The sequence below is a fragment of the Kribbella qitaiheensis genome (genome assembly GCF_014217565.1).
GTDB classification, from domain to species: Bacteria; Actinomycetota; Actinomycetes; order Propionibacteriales; family Kribbellaceae; genus Kribbella; species Kribbella qitaiheensis_A.
Genome location: NZ_CP043661.1, coordinates 6,434,421 through 6,457,106, shown reverse-complemented (window position 1 = coordinate 6,457,106; position 22,686 = coordinate 6,434,421). Strand labels below are relative to the sequence as shown.

At 66.7% G+C, this 22,686-nt stretch carries 24 protein-coding genes, 1 tRNA gene and 1 pseudogene; 12 read left to right on the top strand and 14 right to left on the bottom strand.

Translation table 11 applies throughout. The features are described from left to right. Positions 1-35 precede the first annotated feature (35 nt). On the top strand, positions 36-680 hold the full coding sequence (locus tag F1D05_RS30840) for a TetR/AcrR family transcriptional regulator (RefSeq protein WP_206685898.1): 645 nt from the start codon (positions 36-38) through the stop codon (positions 678-680). A 58-nt stretch (positions 681-738) separates the two neighbouring features. On the opposite strand, the gene F1D05_RS30835 is transcribed toward F1D05_RS30840, so the two are convergent. Continuing rightward, the gene (locus tag F1D05_RS30835; RefSeq protein ID WP_185443895.1) at positions 739-1,302 is read right to left on the bottom strand and encodes a YceI family protein; all 564 of its coding nucleotides are present in this window, start codon (positions 1,300-1,302) and stop codon (positions 739-741) included. Between the two features lie 139 nt (positions 1,303-1,441). Between F1D05_RS30835 and F1D05_RS30830 the strand changes: the two genes are divergently transcribed. Together F1D05_RS30830 and F1D05_RS30825 are read left to right on the top strand one after the other, a co-directional pair. Beyond that, the gene (locus tag F1D05_RS30830; protein WP_185449635.1) at positions 1,442-1,900 is read left to right on the top strand and encodes a MarR family winged helix-turn-helix transcriptional regulator; all 459 of its coding nucleotides are present in this window, start codon (positions 1,442-1,444) and stop codon (positions 1,898-1,900) included. A 14-nt stretch (positions 1,901-1,914) separates the two neighbouring features. Then, on the top strand, positions 1,915-2,304 hold the full coding sequence (locus tag F1D05_RS30825; RefSeq protein ID WP_185443894.1) for a GDSL-type esterase/lipase family protein: 390 nt from the start codon (positions 1,915-1,917) through the stop codon (positions 2,302-2,304). Here F1D05_RS30825 and F1D05_RS30820 read toward each other — a convergent pair. Continuing rightward, positions 2,285-3,646: an FAD-dependent oxidoreductase gene (locus F1D05_RS30820; protein WP_185443893.1), complete on the bottom strand. Its 1,362-nt coding sequence runs from the start codon at positions 3,644-3,646 to the stop codon at positions 2,285-2,287. The two genes, F1D05_RS30825 and F1D05_RS30820, sit on opposite strands and share 20 nt — an antisense overlap. A 114-nt stretch (positions 3,647-3,760) precedes the next feature. Between F1D05_RS30820 and F1D05_RS30815 the strand changes: the two genes are divergently transcribed. The 3 genes from F1D05_RS30815 to F1D05_RS30805 all read left to right on the top strand — a co-directional run bounded on the left by F1D05_RS30815 (position 3,761) and on the right by F1D05_RS30805 (position 5,418). After that, positions 3,761-4,204, top strand: coding sequence for a MarR family winged helix-turn-helix transcriptional regulator (locus tag F1D05_RS30815; RefSeq protein WP_206685897.1), 444 nt, complete (start codon positions 3,761-3,763; stop codon positions 4,202-4,204). A 64-nt stretch (positions 4,205-4,268) separates the two neighbouring features. Then, positions 4,269-5,024 (top strand): hypothetical protein, encoded by a 756-nt coding sequence (locus F1D05_RS30810; RefSeq protein ID WP_185443892.1) that lies wholly within the window; start codon positions 4,269-4,271, stop codon positions 5,022-5,024. Positions 5,025-5,109: 85 nt separating this feature from the next. After that, positions 5,110-5,418 carry a hypothetical protein gene (locus F1D05_RS30805; protein ID WP_185443891.1) on the top strand — a complete coding sequence of 103 codons (309 nt, stop codon included), beginning with the start codon at positions 5,110-5,112 and terminating at the stop codon, positions 5,416-5,418. A 40-nt stretch (positions 5,419-5,458) separates the two neighbouring features. Here F1D05_RS30805 and ettA read toward each other — a convergent pair whose 3' ends face one another. Next, positions 5,459-7,141, bottom strand: a complete 1,683-nt coding sequence (ettA, locus tag F1D05_RS30800) for an energy-dependent translational throttle protein EttA (RefSeq protein WP_185443890.1) — start codon at positions 7,139-7,141, stop codon at positions 5,459-5,461. A 245-nt stretch (positions 7,142-7,386) separates the two neighbouring features. On the opposite strand from ettA, the gene F1D05_RS42305 reads away from it, so the two are divergent. Further along, on the top strand, positions 7,387-7,515 hold the full coding sequence (locus F1D05_RS42305) for a hypothetical protein (protein WP_281388797.1): 129 nt from the start codon (positions 7,387-7,389) through the stop codon (positions 7,513-7,515). A 53-nt stretch (positions 7,516-7,568) separates the two neighbouring features. Here the strand turns inward: F1D05_RS42305 and F1D05_RS30795 are convergent, their stop codons facing one another. From F1D05_RS30795 to F1D05_RS41230, 6 genes and pseudogenes are all read right to left on the bottom strand, one after another. Next, positions 7,569-8,063 carry a single-stranded DNA-binding protein gene (locus F1D05_RS30795; protein WP_185443889.1) on the bottom strand — a complete coding sequence of 165 codons (495 nt, stop codon included), beginning with the start codon at positions 8,061-8,063 and terminating at the stop codon, positions 7,569-7,571. 192 nt (positions 8,064-8,255) lie between these two features. Continuing rightward, complete coding sequence (locus F1D05_RS41250; protein WP_246486107.1) at positions 8,256-9,095, bottom strand: hypothetical protein; 840 nt, start codon at positions 9,093-9,095, stop codon at positions 8,256-8,258. Positions 9,096-9,132: 37 nt separating this feature from the next. Next, positions 9,133-9,927: a GTPase gene (locus tag F1D05_RS41245; protein ID WP_246486106.1), complete on the bottom strand. Its 795-nt coding sequence runs from the start codon at positions 9,925-9,927 to the stop codon at positions 9,133-9,135. After that, on the bottom strand, positions 9,924-13,886 hold the full coding sequence (locus tag F1D05_RS41240; protein ID WP_246486105.1) for a dynamin family protein: 3,963 nt from the start codon (positions 13,884-13,886) through the stop codon (positions 9,924-9,926). The genes F1D05_RS41245 and F1D05_RS41240 overlap by 4 nt, the downstream gene beginning before the upstream one ends. 89 nt (positions 13,887-13,975) lie before the next feature. Next, positions 13,976-14,644, bottom strand: a complete 669-nt coding sequence (locus F1D05_RS41235; RefSeq protein WP_246486978.1) for a hypothetical protein — start codon at positions 14,642-14,644, stop codon at positions 13,976-13,978. A gap of 49 nt (positions 14,645-14,693) precedes the next feature. After that, positions 14,694-15,473 (bottom strand): annotated as a pseudogene (locus F1D05_RS41230) (PrsW family intramembrane metalloprotease); the annotation flags it as partial. Positions 15,474-15,714: 241 nt separating this feature from the next. On the opposite strand from F1D05_RS41230, the gene F1D05_RS30775 reads away from it, so the two are divergent. Both F1D05_RS30775 and smpB read left to right on the top strand, forming a co-directional pair. Continuing rightward, positions 15,715-15,791 (top strand) — tRNA-Arg (locus F1D05_RS30775). A gap of 80 nt (positions 15,792-15,871) precedes the next feature. Beyond that, the gene (smpB, locus tag F1D05_RS30770; protein WP_185443888.1) at positions 15,872-16,351 is read left to right on the top strand and encodes an SsrA-binding protein SmpB; all 480 of its coding nucleotides are present in this window, start codon (positions 15,872-15,874) and stop codon (positions 16,349-16,351) included. 124 nt (positions 16,352-16,475) lie between these two features. Here the strand turns inward: smpB and F1D05_RS30765 are convergent, their stop codons facing one another. Beyond that, positions 16,476-17,258, bottom strand: coding sequence for a class I SAM-dependent methyltransferase (locus F1D05_RS30765; protein WP_185443887.1), 783 nt, complete (start codon positions 17,256-17,258; stop codon positions 16,476-16,478). 86 nt (positions 17,259-17,344) lie between these two features. Between F1D05_RS30765 and F1D05_RS30760 the strand changes: the two genes are divergently transcribed. Both F1D05_RS30760 and F1D05_RS30755 read left to right on the top strand, forming a co-directional pair. Beyond that, positions 17,345-18,253: a LysR family transcriptional regulator gene (locus F1D05_RS30760; protein ID WP_185443886.1), complete on the top strand. Its 909-nt coding sequence runs from the start codon at positions 17,345-17,347 to the stop codon at positions 18,251-18,253. A gap of 10 nt (positions 18,254-18,263) precedes the next feature. Continuing rightward, positions 18,264-18,701 (top strand): GNAT family N-acetyltransferase, encoded by a 438-nt coding sequence (locus F1D05_RS30755; protein ID WP_185443885.1) that lies wholly within the window; start codon positions 18,264-18,266, stop codon positions 18,699-18,701. A gap of 5 nt (positions 18,702-18,706) precedes the next feature. Here F1D05_RS30755 and F1D05_RS30750 read toward each other — a convergent pair whose 3' ends face one another. The 3 genes from F1D05_RS30750 to F1D05_RS30740 all read right to left on the bottom strand — a co-directional run bounded on the left by F1D05_RS30750 (position 18,707) and on the right by F1D05_RS30740 (position 20,866). Further along, entirely contained in the window at positions 18,707-19,216 is a 510-nt protein-coding gene (locus tag F1D05_RS30750; RefSeq protein WP_281388796.1) for a methyltransferase family protein, read from the bottom strand. Positions 19,217-19,613: 397 nt separating this feature from the next. After that, positions 19,614-19,868 carry a hypothetical protein gene (locus tag F1D05_RS30745; protein WP_185443883.1) on the bottom strand — a complete coding sequence of 85 codons (255 nt, stop codon included), beginning with the start codon at positions 19,866-19,868 and terminating at the stop codon, positions 19,614-19,616. Between the two features lie 59 nt (positions 19,869-19,927). After that, a complete protein-coding gene (locus F1D05_RS30740) occupies positions 19,928-20,866 on the bottom strand; it encodes an aldo/keto reductase (RefSeq protein WP_246486104.1) in 939 nt (312 codons plus the stop codon). Positions 20,867-21,064: 198 nt separating this feature from the next. Between F1D05_RS30740 and F1D05_RS30735 the strand changes: the two genes are divergently transcribed. Then, positions 21,065-21,268 carry a hypothetical protein gene (locus tag F1D05_RS30735; RefSeq protein ID WP_185443881.1) on the top strand — a complete coding sequence of 68 codons (204 nt, stop codon included), beginning with the start codon at positions 21,065-21,067 and terminating at the stop codon, positions 21,266-21,268. 124 nt (positions 21,269-21,392) lie between these two features. Here the strand turns inward: F1D05_RS30735 and F1D05_RS30730 are convergent, their stop codons facing one another. Next, positions 21,393-22,661, bottom strand: coding sequence for an MFS transporter (locus F1D05_RS30730; protein WP_185443880.1), 1,269 nt, complete (start codon positions 22,659-22,661; stop codon positions 21,393-21,395). Positions 22,662-22,686 lie beyond the last annotated feature (25 nt).

The window sequence follows — 22,686 nt, the reverse complement described above, 5'->3', positions numbered from 1 at the left end:
TGCTTAGCTTTACCAATCTAGGGCAGGGTGTCAACGTGTCCGCCGTCACCAGTCCCCTCGTCTGGGAGCATGTCCAGCCGCCGGCAGCCCGGCGGCTGCTCACCGGCGCCATCGACGCCTTCGCCGAACGCGGCTTCCAGGCCACCACCACCCGCGACATCGCCTCCCGCGCCGGCATGAGCCCAGCCGCCCTCTACGTCCACTACCCCTCCAAAGAACGCCTCCTCTTCGAAATCAGCCTCTACGGCCACCGAGCCGCGCTAGAAATCCTTAGCCAGGCGGAATCTGGCGATGCGTCCGGCAGCGCCCCCCTCGCAGTAACCGCCGGATCCGGCCGGACGCCCGCCGATCGCCTGCGGGCGATGGTTTCGGCCTTTACTGCGTGGCATGCCGAGCACCACACGATCGCCCGGGTTGTGCAGTACGAGCTGGCAGCGCTCAGCCCCGAGCACTTCGCCGAGGTGGCGACCATCAGGCGAGCGATCTCGGCGCTCATCGAGCAGGTGCTGACCGACGGCATCGCGGACGGCTCCTTCGCCGTCGACGACCTGCACGGTACGACGCTCGCCGTACTCTCCCTCTCGATCGACGTGGCCCGCTGGTACTCACCGGCCCGCCAGGACCCCACCGAACTCGGTGCGCTCTATGCCGACCTGGCGCTCCGGATGGTCCAGGTCTAGACGACGAAGGCCCCGCCCCCAGGAATCGGGAGGGCGGGGCCTTTCGGCGTACGGAAGATCAGGCCTGGAGTGCGGCCTGGACGTCGAGGTGGATGTCGACCTTGTCGCCGATCAGGAGCTTGCCGCCCTCGAGCGGGATGTTGAAGTCGATGCCCCAGTCCTTGCGGCTGATCGAGGTGGAGGCCTCGAAACCGATGATGGTCTGGCCGTAGGCGTTCTGGTCGACACCGAGGAACTCGACACCGAACTCGATCGGCTTGGTGACGTCCTTGACGGTCAGCTCGCCGGCCAGGATGTAGTCGTCACCTTCGGGCTTGAAGCCGGTGCTGACGAAGGTCATCTTCGGGCTGTTCTCGGCGTCGAAGAAGTCGCCGGAGCGCAGGTGCCCGTCGCGCTGCTCGCTGCGGGTGGACACCGATGCCAGCTCGACAGTGACGTTGGCGGTCGACTGCTCCAGGGAGTCGTCGACGACGATCTCGCCGGAGAAGTCCTTGAAGACGCCACGGACCTTGGTCATCAGGTGCCGGACGGTGAAGCCGATCTCGGTGTGCGCAACGTCCAGCGCGTACGTGCCGGTCACCAGGCCGGGGATGGTGTTGGCAGCGGTCGCGGTCTCAGTCATTACTGGTTCCTCTCGAGCAAATCTGGGTGGGGGCGTCGTAACTCTCAACCAATGGGTTGATGCATCAACCGATGGCTACGACGGTAGACAGAAACGGTTTAAAAGTCAATTACATTCCCGGTACACTGGTCCCGTGACGATGACGACTGGGACCCGGTGGCTGACCTCCGAACAGCAGGTGGCGTGGCGCGCGTACCTGCTGGGCACCGCGCGCCTGATGGCCAAGCTCGACGACGACCTACGTCAGTTCGGCCTGGGCATCAACGACTACGAGATCCTGGTCCGGCTCTCCGAGACGCCCGATCGGCGACTACGGATGGCTGAACTGGCTGACCGGCTGCACCAGAGCCGCTCCCGCCTGACTCACACCGTCGGCAGGCTCGAAGCCGCGGAGCTCGTGCGGCGTACGTCGTGCAAGAGCGACAAGCGCGGCGTCTGGGCCGAGCTCACCGACGCCGGGATGTCGCTGCTCGAGCAAGCCGCGCCGTACCACGTGGACGGTGTGCGCGAGAACCTGGTCGACGTGGCCTCACCCGAGGATTTCGCGGCGATCGGGCGCGTCTTCGACGCTGTCGCCGAACACGTCGGCCAACGCTGACCAGACTGACCGCGGTGCTGGAGCCGGGCGCCCTGGTGCTGTTCCAGGGCGACTCGATCACGCGCGGCGGCCGCGGTCCTACCGATGACCCCAACCACATCCTCGGTCACTCGTACCCGTTCCTGATCGCGGGCGAGGCCGGCGCCCAGGCCCCGGGCAGCGGCTGGCGATTCGTCAACCGCGGGGTCAGCGGCGACACGGTGGCCGCGATGGCATCTCGGTGCCAGCGCGACGCGGTCGACCTGCGACCCGCAGTACTGAGCATTCTGATCGGCGCCAACGATGCCGGCGCCGATCGCGCCCCGGCATCGCACTGGATCTGGGACGGAATCCATCCGACGTACGCCGGGCAGCGGATCCTCGCGGATGCCTGGCTCGATGCGGTCAGCTCACCGGTGGCGTGATCTCGAAGGCTGCTTCGTCCCGGCCTTCGCCGCGGTAGGCCATCATCGAGTCGCGCATCCGGCGCTTCACCGGCGGCAGATGGTTGATCGTGCGCATCGCAGTACGCATGCCTGCCAGCACGATCCGGCCGATCACGGGCTTGTGCATCGGGTCGCTCGCGCTCATCTGGGCGCGCGACTTCAGTACCGCGTCGAAGCCGTACTCGATCATCTTCGCCTCGTACTCATGGACGGCAGCGACCAGTTCGGCCTTGTTGTCGCGTACCTCGATCAACTTGCGGCACAGCAGCAGCGCGTCGCGGAGCGCGGTGTTCGCACCGACGCCGCGACCTGGCGTCATCGTGTGAATGGCGTCACCCAGAAGGGTCACATTGCTGCTCGGCCACGGATCCAGCGGCACCGAGGTGGAGATGTTCACCGGGAAGCAGGTGCCCGGGTCGGTCAGCTCGAGCATCCGGCGGAAGTTCGGGTGCCAATCGGGAGTGATCCGCAGTGCCAGGTCGATCAGTTCCTGGCCGCGAAGGTCCATCACGTTCGCCGGCAGCTTGTCCGCGGTCGCCGACAGGCCCCAGTTGATGTAGTCGCGGGTGTTGTCGAACTGCAGCCCGGGCCATTGCCGGATCAGATCCTCAGTGTTGCCGCCGATCCCCTGCTTGACCTTGCCGTCGCGGTCCCACTGGAACTCCATCACGTGGATGATGCAGGCGATGCCATGCGGCGCGCTCACCAGCGAGATGCCCTCGAACACCTTCGGCGGAACGAGTTTCGCGCTCTCGTCGGTCAGCGCGAGCTTGCCGGCGATCGCGATGATGCCGGTCTCCTCGGTCTTCGCCTGCGGCAGGTACTGCCGGCGTACCCGCGAGCCTGATCCGTCCGCGGCCACCAGCAGATCACCGGTCGCCTCCGACCCGTCCGCGAAGTAGGCCGTGACACTGTCGGCGCGCTGCTCGAAGCGGACGAACTCCTTGCCGAACTCGACGACCTCATCCAGACCGGTCAGCAGCACCTGCCGCAGCGTCATCCGGCTGATCGACTTCTCGCTCTCCACCGGGTCGGTCGAGGGCAGGATGTCCATCGAGAGCACCTCCTTGAGGTCCTCGGTCAGCATGTTGAAGTACTTCGGGTCGCGGGCCTTGGTGGCCACGAACGTGTCGTACAGGTCCTTGGGCAGCAACGCGTTCAGCGCCCGGCTGCCGTCGGGGTCGATGCCCACCCGGTAGCCGTGCAGCCCATCGGTCCGCAGTACGTCGCGCTCGAACACCGTCACGCCGATGCCGGCCCGCTTCAGCCCGTGCGCCAGCGCGAGTCCGCCGGTCCCACCACCGATCACCAGCACCTTCATCCCACTCAACTCCTCTAAGATCAGTTCTCTCGGCTTCACAAGTATCTCGGTAAACCGAGTATCTTGGAGATCCGAGAGAAATGCAAGAGTCAGACTTCCAGCGAGGTGTGCGCCATGAGCAGCAGGGAAGAGATCAGTACCGAACTGCAGGAGCGGATGATCCGCTTCATCGCGAACGTGATCCTGTTCAACCACGCGGTCTCGGCCAAGCTCGGCCTGGGCGCGAGCGACTCCCAGTTCATGACCTTGCTCCAGTCACACGGCCCCCTCACTCCACGCCAACTCTCCGAACACACCGGCCTAACCTCAGGCACAGTCACCGGCGTGATCGACCGCCTCGAATCCCTAGGCCTGATCACCCGCCAGCCCGACCCGAACGACCGCCGCAAAGTCCTGGTAACCCCGAGCTTCGAGGCCATCCAGGAAAAACTGATCCCCCTCTACGAGGAACAGGGCCGCCGCATCCAAGCCGTCCTCGCCACCCGCACCGAATCCGAACTCCAAACCATCTCCACCTTCCTCGCAGACGCCACCACCAACGCCCAACCGATGGACTGAGGGGGCGAGGGTGATGGTGGATCCTGTGGTTCCGGCTGCTGTACCAGCACCTGAGGAGCCGGGGATGTGGCCCGGGTTGGAGAGTGCCCGGATCGCTTGGGCCGCAGCCAGGGAACGGATCGCGGAGCTCGGGGCTACCGATGAGGAGCGACGCGCCCTCGTCCCGGTCCTGCGGCGCAAGGCAGTGTTGGACGGAGCCAGGCCTCAGCTCGGCCGTGACTCCGACCTCAAGCTGATCCCCTTGTTTCTGCTGTGGATCGGACTTCCCACCGTCACGATGATCCTGGCGGGACGGGAGCTCACTGTCTCCAACCTGATCCGGATCCATCTGCTGTATCTGCTGTTCGTCTTGGTGGTGGCCTTCGTCGTGGGGACGATCGCCTTGGGAATGGGTACCGTCTGGTCCGAGGGCTGGCCGAACCGCGGATCGGTGATCACCTCCGTCCTGATCGCCGTGACCACCGCCGGCCTGATCGTGCTCTTCAACCAGCTGCGCCGATCGGAGGCCGTCCTTCCCGGTGCCGTCTTCGCCGCCACCGTCCTCGTTCTCGCGATCACCCTGACGACCGTGGCGGGCATCGTCCGGACGGACGCGAAACGCCGGCGAGCTGTCGGCGCTCAGGGGCTGAACCACACCGCCGCCCTGGTGCTCGTCGACGAATGGCACCTACTGCGGGAGAACCGGCCGTACTGGCGCCGCCCGGTGATCAGAAGACACCTGCTGGCCAGGCTCGCCGCCCTGGAAGAGGTGGTGCCGCTCCGGATCGACCGCTCTGTTCGGGCGAACAGCGACGACGGCCCGCGCCCGGCTCTGGGCTGAGTCCTATGCGTGGCGACTCACCCGATCACTGCACGACCACAGTCATCTGCTGCTGCAGATCGACCGCACCCCGCAGTACGACGAATTGATCGCGACCGTGCGGCGGCAGACCATCGAGCTTTGCAGCGACTCGTGGGCTTCGTTCGAGGCCGTCGGCGATGCCAAGCCGCGCCTGACCGTGAAGCGATGGCTCGGCCGATCGGTCGTGCCGCTGATCCTGGTCGTCGCCGCGTTCGCGGTCGGTTACCTGCCGGGGATCGATCCGGACAGTCTGTTCACCATCCAGCTGAGCCTGCTCCTGCCGGCCCTGCTCGGCCTGCTGCCGGTCAACAAGGCCAGCCAGGACGCGATCGGCTCCGCCTTGCAGGATGCCCTCGGCAAGCTCAAAACTTGATCGACCCCAGGCAATCCAGCCTGGGGTCGGACGAGGTCGATCAGTCGCGGGTGAGTTTGCGGTAGGTGACTCGGTGGGGGCGGGCGGCTTCGGCGCCTAGGCGCTCTACCTTGTTCGCCTCGTAGGCGGCGAAGTTGCCCTCGAACCAGAACCAGTTCGACGGGTCATCGTCGGTACCTTCCCAGGCGAGGATGTGGGTCGCGACGCGGTCGAGGAACCACCGGTCGTGGGAGATCACCACAGCGCAGCCCGGGAACTCCAGCAGCGCGTCCTCGAGCGACTGCAGGGTCTCGACGTCCAGGTCGTTGGTCGGTTCGTCGAGGAGCAGCAGGTTGCCGCCCATCTTCAGCGTCAGGGCCAGGTTCAGCCGGTTCCGCTCACCGCCGGACAGTACGCCGGTCGGCTTCTGCTGGTCCGGGCCCTTGAACCCGAACGACGCCACATACGCGCGGCTCGGCATCTCGAAGTTGGCGACCTTGATGTAGTCGAGCTCGTCCGACACCTGCTGCCAGACCGTCTTCTTCGGCTCCAGGCCGCCGCGCGACTGGTCGACGTACGAGATCCGGACCGTCTCGCCGAGCCGCAGCGAACCCTTGTCCGGGGTCTCCTCGCCGACGATCATCCGGAACAGCGTCGACTTGCCGACGCCGTTCGGACCGACGATGCCGACGATGCCGGCCCGTGGCAGCGAGAAGCTCAGGCCGTCGATCAGCTTGCGATCGCCGAAGCCCTTCTCCAGCTTGCTGACCTCGAGAACGGTGCTGCCCAGGCGCGGGCCGGCCGGGATGTTGATCTCGTCGATGTCCAGCTTCTTGGACCGCTCGGCCTCGGTCGCGAGCTCCTCGTACCGGGCCAGCCGGGACTTGCTCTTGGTCTGCCGCGCCTTCGCGTTCGACCGGACCCACTCGAGCTCGCGTTCCAGGATCTTCGCGCGCTTCGCGTCCTTCGCGCCTTCGACGACCAGCCGCTGCTGCTTGGTCTCCAGGTACTTCGAGTAGTTGCCCTCGTACCCGTACGTCTTGCCGCGGTCCATTTCCAGGATCCACTCGGCCACGTTGTCCAGGAAGTACCGGTCGTGGGTGATCGCCAGGACGGCGCCCGGGTACTTCTGCAGGTGCTGCTCGAGCCACAGCACCGACTCGGCGTCGAGGTGGTTGGTGGGCTCGTCGAGCAGCAGCAGGTCGGGCTGCTGCAGAAGCAGCTTGCACAGTGCCACCCGGCGGCGCTCACCACCGGACAGCGTGTCCACGATCGCGTCGGCCGGCGGGCAACGCAGTGCGTCCATCGCCTGCTCGAGCTGCGCGTCCACATCCCAGGCGTTGCGGTGGTCCAGCTCGGTCTGCAGGTCACCCATCTCGGCCAGCAGCGTGTCGTAGTCGGCGTCCGGATCCGCGAGCTCGGCGGAGATCTCGTTGAAGCGATCCAGCTTCGCCTTGGTGTCGCCGACGCCTTCCTCGACGTTCTCCAGCACCGTCTTGCCCTCGGTCAGCGGAGGCTCCTGCAGCAGGATCCCCACCGTCGCGCCCTCGGCCAGCCTGCCCTCACCGTTGGAGGGCTGGTCCAGCCCGGCCATGATCTTGAACAACGAGGACTTGCCGGTGCCGTTCGGCCCGACCACGCCGATCTTCGCCCCGGTCAGGAAGTTCAGCGTGACGTTGTCGAGAACGACCTTGTCGCCGTGCGCTTTCCGGACGTTGCGAAGGGTGTAGATGAATTCCGCCATACCCCAGAGCCTATGTCCACACCCCCACCCGGACCCAACCGACGTCCACGCCCGGCCAGTGCTGCCAGCTCTGGTAGACGAATTCGAGACTGTGGCCGTCCGGGTCGAGGACGTTGGCGGCGTAGTAGCGCGGATCGTAGTGAAGCCGTGCTCCAGGGCGCCGACGTCGAGGCGCAGGGCCACCGCCGTACCACCCTGTTCGGCGATCCTGCCGACGACGTCCGCCGCCGATCAGGATTGTTGTGGTGGGTGAGGATGACGCCCATACCTGCGCGCAGGGCGACGGCGGTGGCGGCGCCGGTACTCCGGCTGCCGCCGGCCGGCGCCACCGCCAGCACCTCGCGGCACCCACTGACGCCGCCGACCACCAGTAGCTCGCGGCACCCACCAACAGCGCCACCGCCAGTAGCTCGGGGCAAAGGGAGAGTCAGGCCGCCTTCGGCACAGACTCGTAGGGGTCAGTGGAATCGGTGGTGGAGAAGTCCGGCGTGGGTTCTTCCGGGAACTCCGTCGGGTCCTCGTCGAGGGAGCTGGTTTCGGTGCGATAAGGCCGTCGCGCCGCCTTGGTGAAGGCAGCGGTGCCGCGGGCGAGGTCGTGACCGACGGAGAAGGCATCGATCACGGTCTTGGTCCTCTTGCCCCCTTCCCCATCGTCCCATTCGGTCGTCTTCAGCCGGCCGGTGACGAGCACCGGATGGCCGCGCTGGACCGATTGGCGCACATGCTCGGCCAGGCCCCGCCAGCATTCGACCTGGAACCAGGTGGTCGGCCGGTCGACCCAGCCGCCGACGGTCTTGTCGAAGTGCCGCGGCGTCGTACCGACCCGGAAGTTCGCCACCCCGACGCCGCCCGACACCTCCCGATAGTCGACGTCTCCGCCGACCCAGCCGAGCACGGTCACAGTGGTCTCGTTGACGCTCACGCCGGTCACCTTCCTTTCAGTCGCAGAAGTCCTGTCGACAGAGAAGATGCACCCGGCACCGCCCACTCCGGCCGGCGAATTCGCAACTGGGGATAACCAACTTCATCCAGCGGTGGTTCAACCGACCACCGACGAACTCAAACCAGGCAGGCGGCACCCACGACTGATCCGCCGTACCGCGCGGGCGTACTGTTACCGGCGGGCGATGGCCAGTTTGTCGCGGCAGAGGCTGTAGGCGTTGAGTTCCTCGCGTGCCGGTGCGACAACGTGGCTGTCGGCAACCTTTTCCAGCTCGGTACGGAGAGCCTTCGCTACCAGCCGGGCGCGGCGGCTCGCTCCGCTGCTGGCGAAGAGCCTGCAGGCGATGGAGACGGCCACACCGAGCACGACGCCACCGACCAACATGATCGTCGCGTACGGGATGCTCTCCCACCTCGGCAGCACCAGGTCACCGATCTGCAGGAACCCGACGAGTGCCAGCCACACAGCACCACCCAGTGCCACCAAGAACAGCAGCCACTGCAGGAACCGGGCTGCGGTCCACCACCCCGGACTGTTGTTCGATCCGAGGTCAGTACGAGCTACTGCCTGGTCCAGCTCATCCCCGAGCGACTCCTCCCGCCGGCGAATCGCCGTACGGACTGAATCGGCCCACGGGCGAGACAGCCCGTCCGCGGCCTTGGTGGTGATGTTGCGGACCGCTGTGTCCATCCGGGCGCGCTGCACGGGTGTTGCCGCAGGCAACGAGGACCGAGCGATCGACACCTCGTTGGAGGCGGACTTCCGCGCCGCCTTGCCCTGCTGCTTGGTGCTCTGGTCCAGGTGGAGCCGCCGCAGCGGGTCCGGCTTGAACCGCCCGAGCCACTTGGTGACCGGCCAGCCGGTCGCCGCACGAGCCCGCTGCAGGTACGACCGGCGAACAGCCTCGACAACCACCGGAACACCAGAGGCATCGGACAGTGCTTCGATCAGCTCGGCGATATCGGACCTGGCGATCTCCGGCGTCTTGGCGTTGCCACACTGGCTCGCCATCCGGTCGGACACCCGGTCGACGTCCGCGGCTAGCCGCTCACGCGCCGCGCGCTTGGCGTTGACCCGCTTGACCAGCAGCGTGCGCAGGTCGTCCAGGGCCGGTACCGCTCACTGCAGAGGTGGCAACGATCGATGGCGACTTCAGCCCGTCCGACTTCAGCAGTCGGGTCAGGTCGCCCACACAGCTTTTGCGCTGCTCGTCGGTCAGCTTGTCGGCGTGGTTCAGCGCGAACACCATCACTGACGAGTGCGACGCGAACGGCTTGATGTAGCGGTTGTGCAGTGCGGCGTCCGCGTACTTCTGCGGATCAACCACCCACACCAGTACGTCGACCAGCTCGACCAGGCGGTCCACGATCAGCCGGTGCTCTACCTCGGTGGAGTCATGGTCCGGCAGGTCCAGCAGCACCAGGCCGTCGAGGTCCTCCGACAGCGCGTCTTCGAGTGAGCTGCGGTGCGAGACCTGGTGACGTCGCGGGATCCCCAGCCAGTTCAGCAGCTCACCGGCAGGCTCCTCGCCCCACACACAGGCCAGTGGCATCGAGCTGGTCGGCCGTCGCGTACCGATCGCTGCCAGGTCGAGCCCGGTGAGCGCGTTGAACAACGACGACTTCCCAGAACCGGTCGCACCGGCCAGAGCCACCACGGTGAGGTCGCCGGACATCCGGAGCCGTTGGCTGGCCCGGTCCACGATCTGCGAGGCCTCACTCAGTACGACGGGGTCCAGCCGGCCTTGACCGGCTGCCGCGGCGTCCTCGAGTGCCTCGATCTTCGTCAGGACATCGGTAGAGCCCCTCACCAGGCCCTTGACCGTATCCACAATTCCCGTCACGTGCAGTCCTCCACCGCGCGCGCGGCCTCAGTCAGTCGCCTGGGTGCATCGGGATCGACCGGATGCTGGTCGAGCACTGCCAGGTACCGGGCGAATTCGGCATCCATCAACGCATGAACCCTACCGTCAAGATCGTCGCGGGCCTTCGCGGCCAGGCTCCGAACCGCTTGGTCGCCGAAGACGGCCTCCAGCAGCTTCTGCCCGACCACAGCGGTACCAGCTCCCAGGCCGATCTCGGCGCCGGTCACTCCCGCGGTACTGGCGAAGATGACGATCATCAGCGCCAGGCCGAGGCCGTTGACGCCGTACGCCAGGAGCCGGGCGGTGGACCGCTTGTCTGCGCCTTCCTTGCGGACCAGGTCGAGCACGTAGCCCTGCCAGTCCCGTACTGCGCGGCTAGCGGCTGCAGGGAACTCCTTGGACATGCGACCCATGTCCTTGTCCCCCGCTGCGAGCAACTGGCGTCCAGCGGCCAACGACTGCCAGGACTCCTCGGCCCGCTCGGCCGCTGCTTCAGCGTGCTCGCGCAGCAGCGACTCCAGGCCGGACTCGACCGCATCGTTCAGGTCACGCGTCGGCGGCGGCTTGCCGACCACCGCAGTACGGACCTTGTCGCGCAGTCGGCCTACGTTGGTCTGCAGGCCCTTCAGCAACTCACCTGTGCCGACGAACTCCTGCCAGCGGGCAAGCACCTCACCGCGCAGCATCGTGCCGTCCTGAGTCGCCTTCGCGATGTCCTTGACCGAGCGCTCGTACGCCGTCTCAGCGTTGGAGCGCAGCTCGACCACGGTGTCAGCCTGAGCCCGTACTGCGGTCGCGAACGCGGGCGTCTTCTTCGTCATCGCCGTGACGGCGCCGTGCAGAGTACGCCGCACTACGGCCGACCGGCCCTCGGCGTCAGCAGCCAGGTCGACCAGCCAGTCCTTGATCGAGGCAACCGTCTCGGCCGGCAGCATGCCGTTGCCGTCGACAACGGTCTCCTTGATGCTGAACAGCGGCGAGTCACCCAGACCGCGCTCGAGCAGCATCTGCGCGAGGTGACCGGTGATGTCGTCGATCGTGTCGGCCGGAGCACGGTCCAGCACGACGGCTACCGCCGTACTGCGATCTGACGCGCTCTGCAGGAACTCCCACGGGACAGCATCGGCGTACCGCGCGGCGGTGGTCACGAACAGCCAGAGGTCGGCAGCCGCGAGCAACTGCGTCGCGAGCTCGCGGTTCGCCTCGACCACCGAGTCGATGTCGGGTGCGTCGAGGATCGCCAGCCCCTGCGGAACGGTGTCGGCGGCGACCAAACGGATCTGGCCTGGGTCCTCCGTCCCGCCCGGCTTCTCACCGCTGGAACGAGCCATCCCGGGCAGCACCCGATCGCCGGTGAACCACTCGGCATCGACCGGGTTGTGGATCAGCACAGGGGAACGCGTAGTCGGCCGCAGTACGCCAGGCTCGCTGACGACCTGACCGATCAGGGAGTTCACCAGGGTCGACTTGCCGGCCCCGGTCGACCCACCGACAACTGCAAGCACCGGCGCCTCGAGCTGCACCAGCCGCGGCAAAATGTAGTCGTCCAGCTGATCCAGCATCGCCTTCTGCTGCTGCCGAGCCTCATCGGCTCCAACCACATCAATCGGCAACTTGCTACTAGCAAGAGCCCCCCGCAACCGCATCAACGCAGTAATCAACGCCATAGCGGCTTGCTCAGCAGCCGCCCTCCCCGCCGCCTCTGCCGCATCCTCGCTGAACTCAGTCTCGGCAGCCGCGTCCTCGCCAGACCCAGCTTCGGCAGCCGCGTCCTCGCCAGACCCAGCTTCGGCAGCCGTGTCCTCGCTCGACCCAGCTTCTGCAGTAGCCACGCCTTCGCTGGCCCCCGCCGCCTCACCACCCGGTACTACGGAACCTCCGCCAGCCAGTGCCCCCTCGGCAACCGACCCGCCTTCAGCGCCCTTCTCACCTTCAGCACCCGGGTTACCCTCCGCGGCCGGGTTACCTTCTCCCGCCGACCCAGCTTCTGCGGTCGCTGCGACTTCGCCAGCAGACTCACCCTCGACCGCGGTCCCGCTCTCGCTCTCGCTCTCGCCGACAGGGTCCTCGTCAGCGGCGCCATCCTCCGCGCCGGCCTCTGACGCCTGCTCGCCGTCTTCCGAAGCCGAGCCGTCTACCTGCTCATGCTCTGCACCCTGCTCAGCCACAGCACCTTCTGGCGCCGAGTCGTCGTCCGACTCAGACTCGCCTGCATCAGCTGAATCCGCGGCCGCCGCACCTTCCGGCTCCACACGCTCAACTTCCGCCTCAGCCTTCTCCGGCTCAGCCTCGTCCCGCCCAGACTCCGCCCCCGGGCCCTCAGACGCCGCGTCAGCGTCCTCGGACTCCATGCCGCCGACCTCGGCCTCAGCCGCGTCTCCGGCGCGCTCTGCCTCCACCTCGGCGCCGTCAGCCGTCGGTTGGGCCTGCTCGGCCTCCGCCTCGGTGTGCTCGCCTTCTGCCTCGACCGTCTCGGACTTGACCTCCGCACCCTCCGGCGCTGTTTCGTCAGCCTCAACCTCAGCAGCGTCGGCCGTCATCTCAGCCGATTCATGCTGGGCGTCGGCCTCGGCTGCCTCAGGCTCTGCGTCGGCAGCTTCCGGTGCCGGGTCAGCCTGCTCGTTCGCGGCCTGGTTGATCTCCGCCTGCTCGGCCTCCGCCTCGGCGAGATCGGCGTCCGCACCGAATTTCTCGGGCTCTGCCTCGCTGCCCGGCTGGGCGGAACTCGGGGAGTCGTCAGGAGTGTGCTTGGCGTTTCTCTTCTGCGGCTCGGGCGGCTTCGGCAGCCCGATGATGATGTCGCCGAACTCCAGCGGGAACCCATCAGGCGACTCGTCCGGCTCGTACACCACACCGACAGTCGGCCGCGGCTCGTCCTCAAGCTCGACCGACTCACCTTCGGCAACCAAGCCGTCCGAGGCAACTACTCCAGCAGACTCTTCAGCAGAAGCCCTCTCGCCAGCGCTGTCCCCAACGGAACCCTCGCTCGCGGCCGTCTCCGCCGAAACGTCACCAGCAGACGCCTCAGCCCCGGCGCCCTCGCCAGCAGACCCGCCACTCTCAGAGTCGTTGCCTCCCGCCACTACCTCGGCAGACTCCCCCGACTCCACACCAGACTTCACGTCAGGCATTTCAGCCGATTCCGATCCAGCCTTTGACTCAGACCCAGACCCAGATCCAGCCTCGACATCCGCCGCAGCCGACTTCGAGCCAGACGCCTGGCCGGCCCCCGCCTCTGCGTCGGACCCCTGCACGTCAGCATCCAGCTCAGTCTTCGCGCCAGTTCCGGCTTCAGGCTCCTGCCCCGACTTCGGGGCAGCGGCGTCAGACCCTTCCGCCTCAGCATCAGCGTCCTGCTGCGACTTCACGGCAGCTTCAGCGCCAGACTCCACCGCGGGCTTCGCGACACCTTCGGCTCCAGATTCCTGGTCCGACTCCGCTTCAGCTCCGGCGTCAACCGCGTGCTCAGGCCTCGCCGCAGATTCAGCGCCGGACTCCTGGCTCGACTTCGCCGGTGCGTTTGCGTCGGCGGCCTCGGCTTCCGGCTTCGAGTCGGCCTCGGGCTCTGCTCCAGCCTTCGACTCAGCAGCGGCAGTACCTGCGTCCGGGGCTGTCGGGTCGGTCTTGTCCGTACCAGGCTCCGCGCTCGACCCCGACGCCTCTACCGGCTTCGCATCGTCGACAGCCGGCTTCAGTTCGTCGACGGCACCCTTCGCCTCGTCGACGTCAGGCTTCGGCGGCGCGGTCGCGTCTGCCGGCTCGGCCGACGGGGGCGTGGCGGACGTAGTACCGGCCTTCGGTTTGCGTAGGCGGCGCCAGAAGCCCTTGCTCTTGGCATCCGACTCGGCGATCAACTTCGCCAGATCGTGGGCAGGCTCGACCTGGGCCGGAGCTTTCGGCTCCGAACCCTCGCCTGCTGCTGACCTGGTGTCAGCCACGGCTTCCGCCCACGAGCACAGAGTGCCCGGTCGGACAGCGCAGAAGCAAAGTCATCTTGATCCCGTTTGGCGGCGTGGACGGGTGGCATTCACTGCGACGGTGGATACGGACCGTATCCTCCCGGCGATCCTTGTGCCCCAGGGGGTCCCTGTGGGTAACCGGGCTGGGTCGCAGGGTAGCCGGGTTGGCCCGTCGGATAAACCTGCTGGGCGGGTTGATATCCCCCCGGCCCTGACGGATATCCACCGGTGCCCGGACCAGGCCCCCCGGGCCCAGGACCACCCTGACCAGGACCAGGACCACCCGGACCGCCGTACCCAACGACCCCCTGCGGCACCGCCTGGGCGAACGCCGGCATCGGCGGGAACGGCACACTCGCCCGCCGGGTCCGGAGCTCGTCCAGCAGCTGCTTCTCGGTCTCCAGCGCGTCCGGGCCGATCACCTGGCGGACAATCTTGTCCCGCAGGTACGCCAGCTCGGTGGCGTTGTGCTGGAACGCCTTGGCCGCGGCTTCCGCCTGCGAGCCGTACCGCTTGGCGTTCTGCCTGAGCGCCTTGCGACCGCGCAAGGTGGCGATCAGCGGCACGTCCTGCGGGATGAGCCAGCCGAACCGCACATAGTCGTACAGCCGGGACGCGATCATCTGCCCCTCGCGGGACCGCATCACGAGGGCGAAGGCAACCATCGCGATGAAGATCGGGACCATCAGCACCAGGTAGACGGCGATGAAGCCGCCACCGCCGGCCCCAGCCCGCACCGGCGTTCCACAGCCCGTGAGCCAGTACTGCGGTCAGGTATCCGACGATCGGGGCCAGGTAGCGCACCGCAGTACTGCGATGTCGGACCGCGACGCCGATACCTATCGCTGTGAACGACGTGAAGAGTGGGTGCGCGAACGGTGTCGCCAGGCAGCGCAAGAGGAACAGCAGGAACGCGCCCCGCAAACCGGCGGCGCTCCCGGACTCCTTGGAGAGCTCGTCGAAGATGCGGCCGATGTACAGGATGTTCTCGGTGAAGGCGAAGCCGACGCCCACCATCCCGGCGTACACGAGCCCGTCGATGATCCCGTCGAACTCCTTCCGCCGGACAAGCGCCAGCAGCAGGATCACGGACCCCTTGGCGAACTCCTCGACGACCGGCGCGACGAACACGGCCGACCTGTTCCCGCCGCTATGCGCCTCATGCAACAGGTCGGCGACCCGGGTGTTGATGAAGATCGCGGCCAGGGTCGCGATGAACGCACCCCAGCAGAACGCGAACAGAATGGTCTTGGCCGGCTCCGGCTCGTACCGGTCGAGCCACAGGTAGAGCGCGATCACCGGTACGACCGGCACGAACGCGAACAGAAGACCCCAGGCGAACCCACCGAGGCCGGTCGACCTGGCCACGATCCCGAAGATCAGCAGCCCGGCGACGGCGAACACCACGGCGATCACGACACCGATCAGGACACCCTGATTCCGCCGCTGACCGGGGACCGGATGGGTCCCGAGCACGTTCGGCTGCGGTTGGGGGCCACCGGGCGGGTAAGTCGGCCCTGCCGCCGCTTGTGGCGACTCGGCCGGGCCTCCTGAGGGGTAACTCATGCCCGCAGCCTAGTTGTAGAGCGCTCAAGGTGGCAGAACAGCCCACTCAGCGTTACCGGGATGGAACGACATCCGGTACATCTCACTCCCCGTGCCCGCCCCAACCCACATTTCCCGATCTTTCCTGTACTACGCACGCCCGCCCGGCGCCCGGTTCCACCGACCCACCCCCTAACCTACAAGCACGATCGCCCCCGGATCTGAGAGACTCTGATCCTGCCGCGGCCCAGCGCCCGGCAATGCGCCCGTAGCTCAGCTGGATAGAGCGACAGACTTCTAATCTGTGGGTCGCAGGTTCGAATCCTGCCGGGCGCGCCAACCAAACCCGCAGGTCACCCGTGCAACTCGGCTCGGCCTCGGTTGGGTCGGAGGTCGGGGTGGCGGGGCAGAATCAGCGTGTGAAGAAGGCTGAGGTCGACCCTGTGGTCGCGCGCAATCGTAAGGCTGCCCATGAATATCAGTTGGGTGAGTCTTGGGAGGCGGGGATCGTGTTGCAGGGGATGGAGGTGAAGGGGCTCCGGGCCGGGCGGGCGTCTCTGGTCGGAGGCTTCGCCATTGTGGAGGACCGGGAGATCTGGCTGCACGGCGTGCATATCCCGCAGTACTCGCAGGCCCGCTGGTTCGACGGCGGCTCACGCCGCAAGCGGAAGCTGCTGCTGCATCGTGCCCAGATCGACAAGATCGAGCGCAAGGTCAACGAGAGCGAGCTGACGATCGTCCCGTTGACTCTCTACTTCAAGGACGGTCGCGCGAAGGTCGAGATCGCCCTGGGCCGTGGCAAGAAGAACTGGGACAAGCGGCACGCGCTCGCCGAGCGGGAGGCGGGCCGGGAGGTCGAGCGCGCGGTCAGCCGTCGGCTGAAGGGTCGCACGGACTGAATCAGCGCCTGCGCGACAGTGTTCACACAGGCGCAGTAGTTGCCGTGGGCAATGGCACGATCATCACCGTCGAGAGCACCTCCCTCTCGCTGCGGCAAGCGGCAGTTGGTCTTCATGCCCGTCCTCACCGGCGGTGGGCGGTGATCAGCCAGGCTCGGGAGTTGAACCAGACGCCGTCGGGGGTGTGGTGGGCGGCGACGCTGGCGTGAAGATGCTGGAGGGCCTCGTCGCGTTGGGGTGGGGTGAGGTCTGCGAGGAGGTCTTGGGTCATGCCGAGGCTGTGTGCGGCGGCGAGGGCGGCTTCGGGGGTTGGCCCCCAGTACACGGGCTCGCGGGTGTCGGTGATCTGGATGTTGGTGAAGCCGGCGGTTGTGAGGAGATGTTCCGCGGTTGCTGGGTCGGCTAGGGAGAAGGCGCCGCCGCGTCCGGGCAAGGTGCGTCCTGTTGCGAGGGTCTGGCGGAACACGGCGTACCAGTCCTGGTGCTTGCTGTCCTGCCACACCAACTGGACAAATCGTGCTCCGGGGCGCAGCGCCCGGGCGATGTTGGTGAAGGCGGTTTGTGGGTCGCTGAAGAACATCGTGCCGAAGCGACCGACGGCGACGGAGAAGAGATCAGCTTGAAAAGGGTGAGTCTGCGCGTCGGCCTGTTCGAAGTGGATGTTGCGGAGGCCGTCCAGCTTGCTGAGCCGGCGGGCAGTCGCCAACCTCTCGGCGGAGATGTCGACTCCTACCGCACTTCCTCGAACGGCTGCGCTAGCGGCTTCGCGGGTGGTGAGCCCGGTGCCGCAGCCGATGTCGAGCACGTGGTCATCGGGTCCGACCGCCGCGGCCGCCTGCAGCCGTTGGTGATAGCGACGCAGCTCGGCGTCGTAGTCGAACGGGCGGCTCTCGTGTTCTCCGGTCATGGCTTCGACCCTAGGCCTACGACTGCATTGGGAAAAGCGATTGGTTTCGATTGATCCGATCGCAGGATCCGATATACCGTCGACGCATGTCCGAGGTTGAGTTACGTCATCTGGCGACCATGGCCGCGATCGATGACGAGGGGTCGTTCGGCCGGGCGGCCGCCCGGCTCGGATACACCCAATCGACGGTGAGCCAGCACATCGCCGTACTGGAAAGGGTCGTCGGCGGCACGGTGTTCGACCGGCCCGGTGGACCGAAACCGGTACGGCTCACTCCGCTCGGCTCGGTCGTGCTCTCCCATGGCCGGGACCTGCTGGACAGGAGCCAGGCGATGACCGTCGCGGTCGAACGATTCAAGGCCGGCGACGGGCGCATCGACATCGGCACCTTCCAAAGTGTCTCCAACGTGCTGCTGCCGCTCGTCATCCGCCAGTTGCGCGAGGAGCACCCCGGCTGCGACATCCGGCTATCGGAGGACGAATCCGATTCCCCGCCGGTCGACAAAGTGGACCTGATGTTCCACGACAGCCGGCTCGAGGGCGGCGACATCGAACATCTCAAACTCCTCGACGATCCGTACGTCCTCGTCGCCCCGCGCGGCGCCTTCCCGGCGGGCCCGGTCCAGCTCAGCAGCCTCCACCGCGCACCGATGGTGGCCTGGCCGCCGACCTGCGACCAGCCCCGTGTGGAGCAGATGTTCGCCCACAACGACGTCCAGCCCCAGATCGTGTTTCGCGCCGCCGGCAACGAAGCTGTCCTGGCGATGGTCCGTTCGGGCCTGGGCTCCGCCGTACTCCCCCGGCTCGTCCTAGGCAGCGCCGCCGTCGACCCGGCCCTGTCCATTCACGAGCTCCGCCCCGCGCCACCACAACGCGAGATCTATCTGCTCTGGCGAGCCGGACGCACCCAGTCACCCCTCACCAAACGAGCCATCGAAATCGCAGCGATCGTCGCCGCGAAGTCGGCCGAGCTGGGCGATGCCGAGCCCCGATAGGGTTCGGGACATGTTCCGAGAGGCGCGGCTTGAGGACTTCGACGACATCGTCCGTCTCTACCGTCAGCTGCATCCGGGCGATCCAGTCCTGCTGGACGGGTCCGACGCGGCGGCCTTCGAGCAGATCCTCGCCACCCCCGGACTGCGGATCTTCTTGCTCGAGGAGGACGGTGCGGCCGTCGCCACGACCTACTTGAACGTGATCCCGAATCTCACCCGCTCAGCTTCGCCGTACGCCGTGATCGAGAACGTCGTCGTGGAGAAGTCCCGGCGGGGCACGGGATTGGGTAAGCAGGCGATGGCCGGCACGCTCGCAGCCGCCTGGGATGCCGGTTGCTACAAGGCGATGTTGATGACTGGCTCACGCACACCAGCGACGCACGCCTTCTACCGCGCCTGTGGTTTCTCGGCCGATGCCAAAACGGCCTACCTGGCTCGTCCGTCCTGAGCTGATCACCAGATGCCGGGGACCAGACGGCGCCTGGTGGCGGCGTACCGCTCGTAGGGTGCGCCGAGTCTGGCGAGGAGGGCAGCCTCCTCCACGCGGATGCGGACAACGAGGCCGATGGTGGGCAGGGAGGCGATCAGCAGCAACGAGAGCCAGTTCCCCAAGGTGAGGCCGACGCCAAGGAGAAGGAGCACGATCCCGGTGTAACTCGGGTGCCGAATCCACCGATAGGGACCGGACTGAACGACCGGCTGACCAGCGGTCACGCGTACGTCGTACGTGAACCACCTGCCCAGGGTGACGATCGCCCAGAGTCTCAGAGCGGCTCCGACGAGGATCATGACGATGCCTAGGGCAAAGACCGTCCATCGGACGGCGGGATGACCTAGTGTCCTGCTTCTGAAGTTCGCTGGATAAGTCTGACACCATGCCGGGCGCGGGGGACGAGGCCTTCCCCGGCCCCCGGCCCCCCCCGCTCCCCGGAAGGTGTCTGAGGCCGCACCGATGGCAGCCAACCCCGACGCCCCAAGTGCGGGCGTCTTTGTGCACCGGCTGAGTATTCCACCCGCGGAAAACGCTCAGCGGATGCACAGAGGCCGGCAACCGACGCGGGCGTTCCGCGCCCTTGTGCACGCCCTGAGCACGCGATCGGCCCGGAACACTCAGCCGATGCACAAAGACGCCCACACCGCAGGCAACAGCGAGCATCCCAGACACACACAGCCTCGGAGCCAGCCGACCCGCCCAATCACGCTCCGCGCACTTGACCAACCCCACCAGACCCCGGTGCCCCGACGGCGAACGAACTCCCACCCGATCCCGGCGGGCGAAGGACTACTGCCACGCAGCCGAAGCCGCTACCGCCAATGCGGCACAGGACAAAACACCCGAGACCAACTTATCCAGCGAACTTCAGAAACAGGGCACTAGCGCGATCGTCGCGCCTCCGACCCGGCCAGCGCTTTGCGCGGCGCCGATGAATCCGGCGGCAACGAACAGGATCACCAGCGGCAAGGTGCCGCGATCCATCCGGACGTGGCTCGCCCGCGACCTCCCCCGCCGTACGGCTGCCACCAGGGTAGAACCCGCCTGCAGTACGACGAAGAGCCCGACCGCGATCGTGAACGCCAGACCCGCGCGCCCGTCGACGAAGGGAAGGGGATCCATACCCGATCCCTTCCCGTCGTCCCTACTCTTCATCCCAGCGTATGCCGGGAAGTGGTTTGCTAGTCGATGCTGGGCAGAGCATTCAGGATGGCCAACTCATCGGCGGTGAGCTGGATCGTGCCGGCGGCGACGTTCTCGGTGAGGTGGTCCGGGTTTCCCGTGCCTGGGATGGCGAGGACGTGGGGACCCTGGGCGAGGGTCCAGGCGATCCGGATCTGGGCGGGTGTCGCGCCGTGGTTGTCTGCGATGGTTCGGACCTGGTCGGAATGGTTGACTCCGCCGGCCTCTCGACCAACGCCGGTCAGGGCGAAGAACGGAACGAAGGCGATGCCCTGTTCGCCGCACGACGTCAGCATCGCGTCGTTGACACGACCGAAGTCGACGCCGTACCGGTTCTGTACTGCGACCACGGGCGCGATCTCCTGAGCTTGCGAAAGGTGTTCCGAACGCACGTTGGACAGCCCCAGGTTCCGGATCATCCCGGCCTCACGGAGCGAAGCCAGTACTCCGAAGTGCTCGGCGACGGACTCCAAGCCGGTTTGGCGCAGATACACCAGGTCCAGGCAGTCCAGCCTGAGTTGGCGCAGGTTCTCCTCGACCAGCCCGCGCAGCTGATCCGGCTTCGCGAGGCCGGTTTCGGTAGGGCCCACCTTGGTCGCGATGACCAAGTCGCTGGAGTATGGGGCGAGAGCTTGCCCGATGGCGTCGTTGGCCCAGTTCAGGCCGGTGAAGTCATGCTTCTCGCCGAGGTGTCCGAAGGTCGGGTAAAAGGCGGCGGTGTCGATGTGGTTGACGCCGAGGTCAACAGCCCGCCTAAGCAGGCTTCTCACCTGCTCGGCGGCGTTGGCGTCGCCCTCGCCTCCGCCGAGCCGCTTCGCACCGAATCCGATCCGGCGGACCGTCAGGTCCCCCAGTCGCCAGCTCCCCGCATGTGGCGATTTGTACTCTTCGGATTCAAGTGATATGGTTGGAATGAGTTGTTTGCCCAATTCACTCATATGCATCCTTGCAGGGTACGTCAGAGCTGCCTTTCCGGTCCAGCTCCGGACCCAAATTCTTCTGCCGCGAATCAAAGCCCTGCGTCAAAGCAGGGTCCGGATCGGACGCTTTCAACGAGGCCGCGACAGTCGCGGGAACGACCGGCCGGAGCTCAGCGTTCCGCAGCAAAGGGGGTGGTGGCAATCAACGGTATCTGGATGCTTTTCGCCAGCCTGGTAGTGGTTACGGGGTTTCTCGGTCTGCTCGCGAAGGCGGCGGCTCGCGCCCGGCGGCGTGGGATCAGCGGCTCGATGACGGGACCTTTCGACGAGATGTGGCACCCGACCGCCGCTGCGTCGCACCTCGAGATCCAGGTCCAGACCGAACGCAAGAAGCCACTGCCTTCCCCCGAGGATCTCTGACAGTTGCCGTTAGCAACTAGTGCCCCGAGTTCGAAGTTGTTTGACAGTGGGCGGTGCCCAGGTGCGTGCATCGGGGTGCTTGCCTGGGCGCCGGTCCATGTCAAAGAACTTCGGACTCGGGGCACTAGGCCGGTACGGCGATGCGCTCGGGCGCGGGTTTGCTGTCGGCCGGGGCTTCGGCACTGGCGCGTTCGGCCCGGGCCATCAGGATGAATGGCAGGACGAACAACTGAACGCCGGCACCGATCAGGTAGGACGGTCCGTAGCTCCAAGCATCCGCGGCCCTGCCGAGACCCGGCTGGATGACCACGCCTCCGGCGGACGCCAGCAGATTGTCCGACGACAAAACAGTGGCCCGCTGCGCCGAAGGGATCAGCGCGTTGAGGTACGCCTGCCGCACCGGCCCGGTGGCGGCGAACATGATCCCCCAAACCGCCAGCAGTGCCAGCACTGCCCAGAAGTTGTGGACCAATCCCATCAGCGCGAGCACGGCCGCCGTGCCGATCGAGGTGATGAGCAATACCGAGGTACGGCGTCTGAATGCACGAGCCACCAAGGGCGCCGAAGCTCCGCCGATGATCTGCGCTGCTGCTATCAACGCGGCAGCGAAGCCGGCGACGGCGTACGAGTCGCGGCTGCCGTACAACTGGAGCAGGTAGGGCTGAGCGGCGTAGAAGCCGTATCCACTCACGCCCATACTGAAAGGCGCGGCGAGCATCAGCCAGCGCACGGGTGGGTTCCGCAGACCGTGATCCAGCGACGACCGCACGATGCCGCGCATCTCGGAGCCGATCGAGACCCGCGGTTTCGGCACGAAGCCGACGTCGTACATCGACCGCCAAGCCACCACGAAGGTGACCCCGAGCAGCACCGCCCGGACGAGGTACGGAACGCCGAGGTTGGTCGATTGAGCCAGTACGCCGCCCGCGATCGTGCCGACCATCATCGCGATACCACTCGCGATCTGGCCCTTGGCGAACGCCGACTCGAGCGAGCCTGTGTACCCGGTAGCGGCCAGACCGTCGACCAGCCAGGCCTCCGTGGCACCGCTGAAGAAGGTGAACCCCAGCCCGAGCAGGATCGACGAACCCGCCCACGCTGCGAACGGCGCACCCGTCTGCCACAACAACAGGTAGAGCAGCGTCGATCCGGAGAGAGTCGCTGCACCGAGCAGGTACGACGCGCGCCGGCCGACCGTATCGGCGACGACTCCGGTCGGCACCTCGAACAGCACCATCCCCGCCGTGAAGAACGCATTCGCCGCAAATGCCTCGCCGACACTCAGCCCGGCATCGAGCAGGAACAACGTATTGATCCCCCAGATCATCGACGAGGCCCCCGTCGACACCACCGTGAGCGTCACGTACGTCCGCAAAAGCTGATCGGCTCTCATCAGGATCTCCTCGGTCGCGTTGTCA

Coding starts and splice junctions, on each gene's coding strand:
- F1D05_RS30810 (WP_185443892.1), top strand. CDS start 4,269: ATGTGGCCCGGGTTGGAGAGTGCCCGGATCGCTTGGGCCGCAGCCAGG.
- F1D05_RS30830 (WP_185449635.1), top strand. CDS start 1,442: ATGACGACTGGGACCCGGTGGCTGACCTCCGAACAGCAGGTGGCGTGG.
- F1D05_RS30755 (WP_185443885.1), top strand. CDS start 18,264: ATGTTCCGAGAGGCGCGGCTTGAGGACTTCGACGACATCGTCCGTCTC.
- F1D05_RS30745 (WP_185443883.1), bottom strand. CDS start 19,868: ATGGATCCCCTTCCCTTCGTCGACGGGCGCGCGGGTCTGGCGTTCACG.
- F1D05_RS30740 (WP_246486104.1), bottom strand. CDS start 20,866: ATGAGTGAATTGGGCAAACAACTCATTCCAACCATATCACTTGAATCC.
- F1D05_RS30735 (WP_185443881.1), top strand. CDS start 21,065: ATGCTTTTCGCCAGCCTGGTAGTGGTTACGGGGTTTCTCGGTCTGCTC.
- F1D05_RS30765 (WP_185443887.1), bottom strand. CDS start 17,258: ATGACCGGAGAACACGAGAGCCGCCCGTTCGACTACGACGCCGAGCTG.
- ettA (WP_185443890.1), bottom strand. CDS start 7,141: ATGGCGGAATTCATCTACACCCTTCGCAACGTCCGGAAAGCGCACGGC.
- F1D05_RS30835 (WP_185443895.1), bottom strand. CDS start 1,302: ATGACTGAGACCGCGACCGCTGCCAACACCATCCCCGGCCTGGTGACC.
- F1D05_RS41250 (WP_246486107.1), bottom strand. CDS start 9,095: ATGGCGAGCCAGTGTGGCAACGCCAAGACGCCGGAGATCGCCAGGTCC.
- F1D05_RS30730 (WP_185443880.1), bottom strand. CDS start 22,661: ATGAGAGCCGATCAGCTTTTGCGGACGTACGTGACGCTCACGGTGGTG.
- F1D05_RS30760 (WP_185443886.1), top strand. CDS start 17,345: ATGTCCGAGGTTGAGTTACGTCATCTGGCGACCATGGCCGCGATCGAT.
- F1D05_RS30815 (WP_206685897.1), top strand. CDS start 3,761: ATGAGCAGCAGGGAAGAGATCAGTACCGAACTGCAGGAGCGGATGATC.
- F1D05_RS30820 (WP_185443893.1), bottom strand. CDS start 3,646: ATGAAGGTGCTGGTGATCGGTGGTGGGACCGGCGGACTCGCGCTGGCG.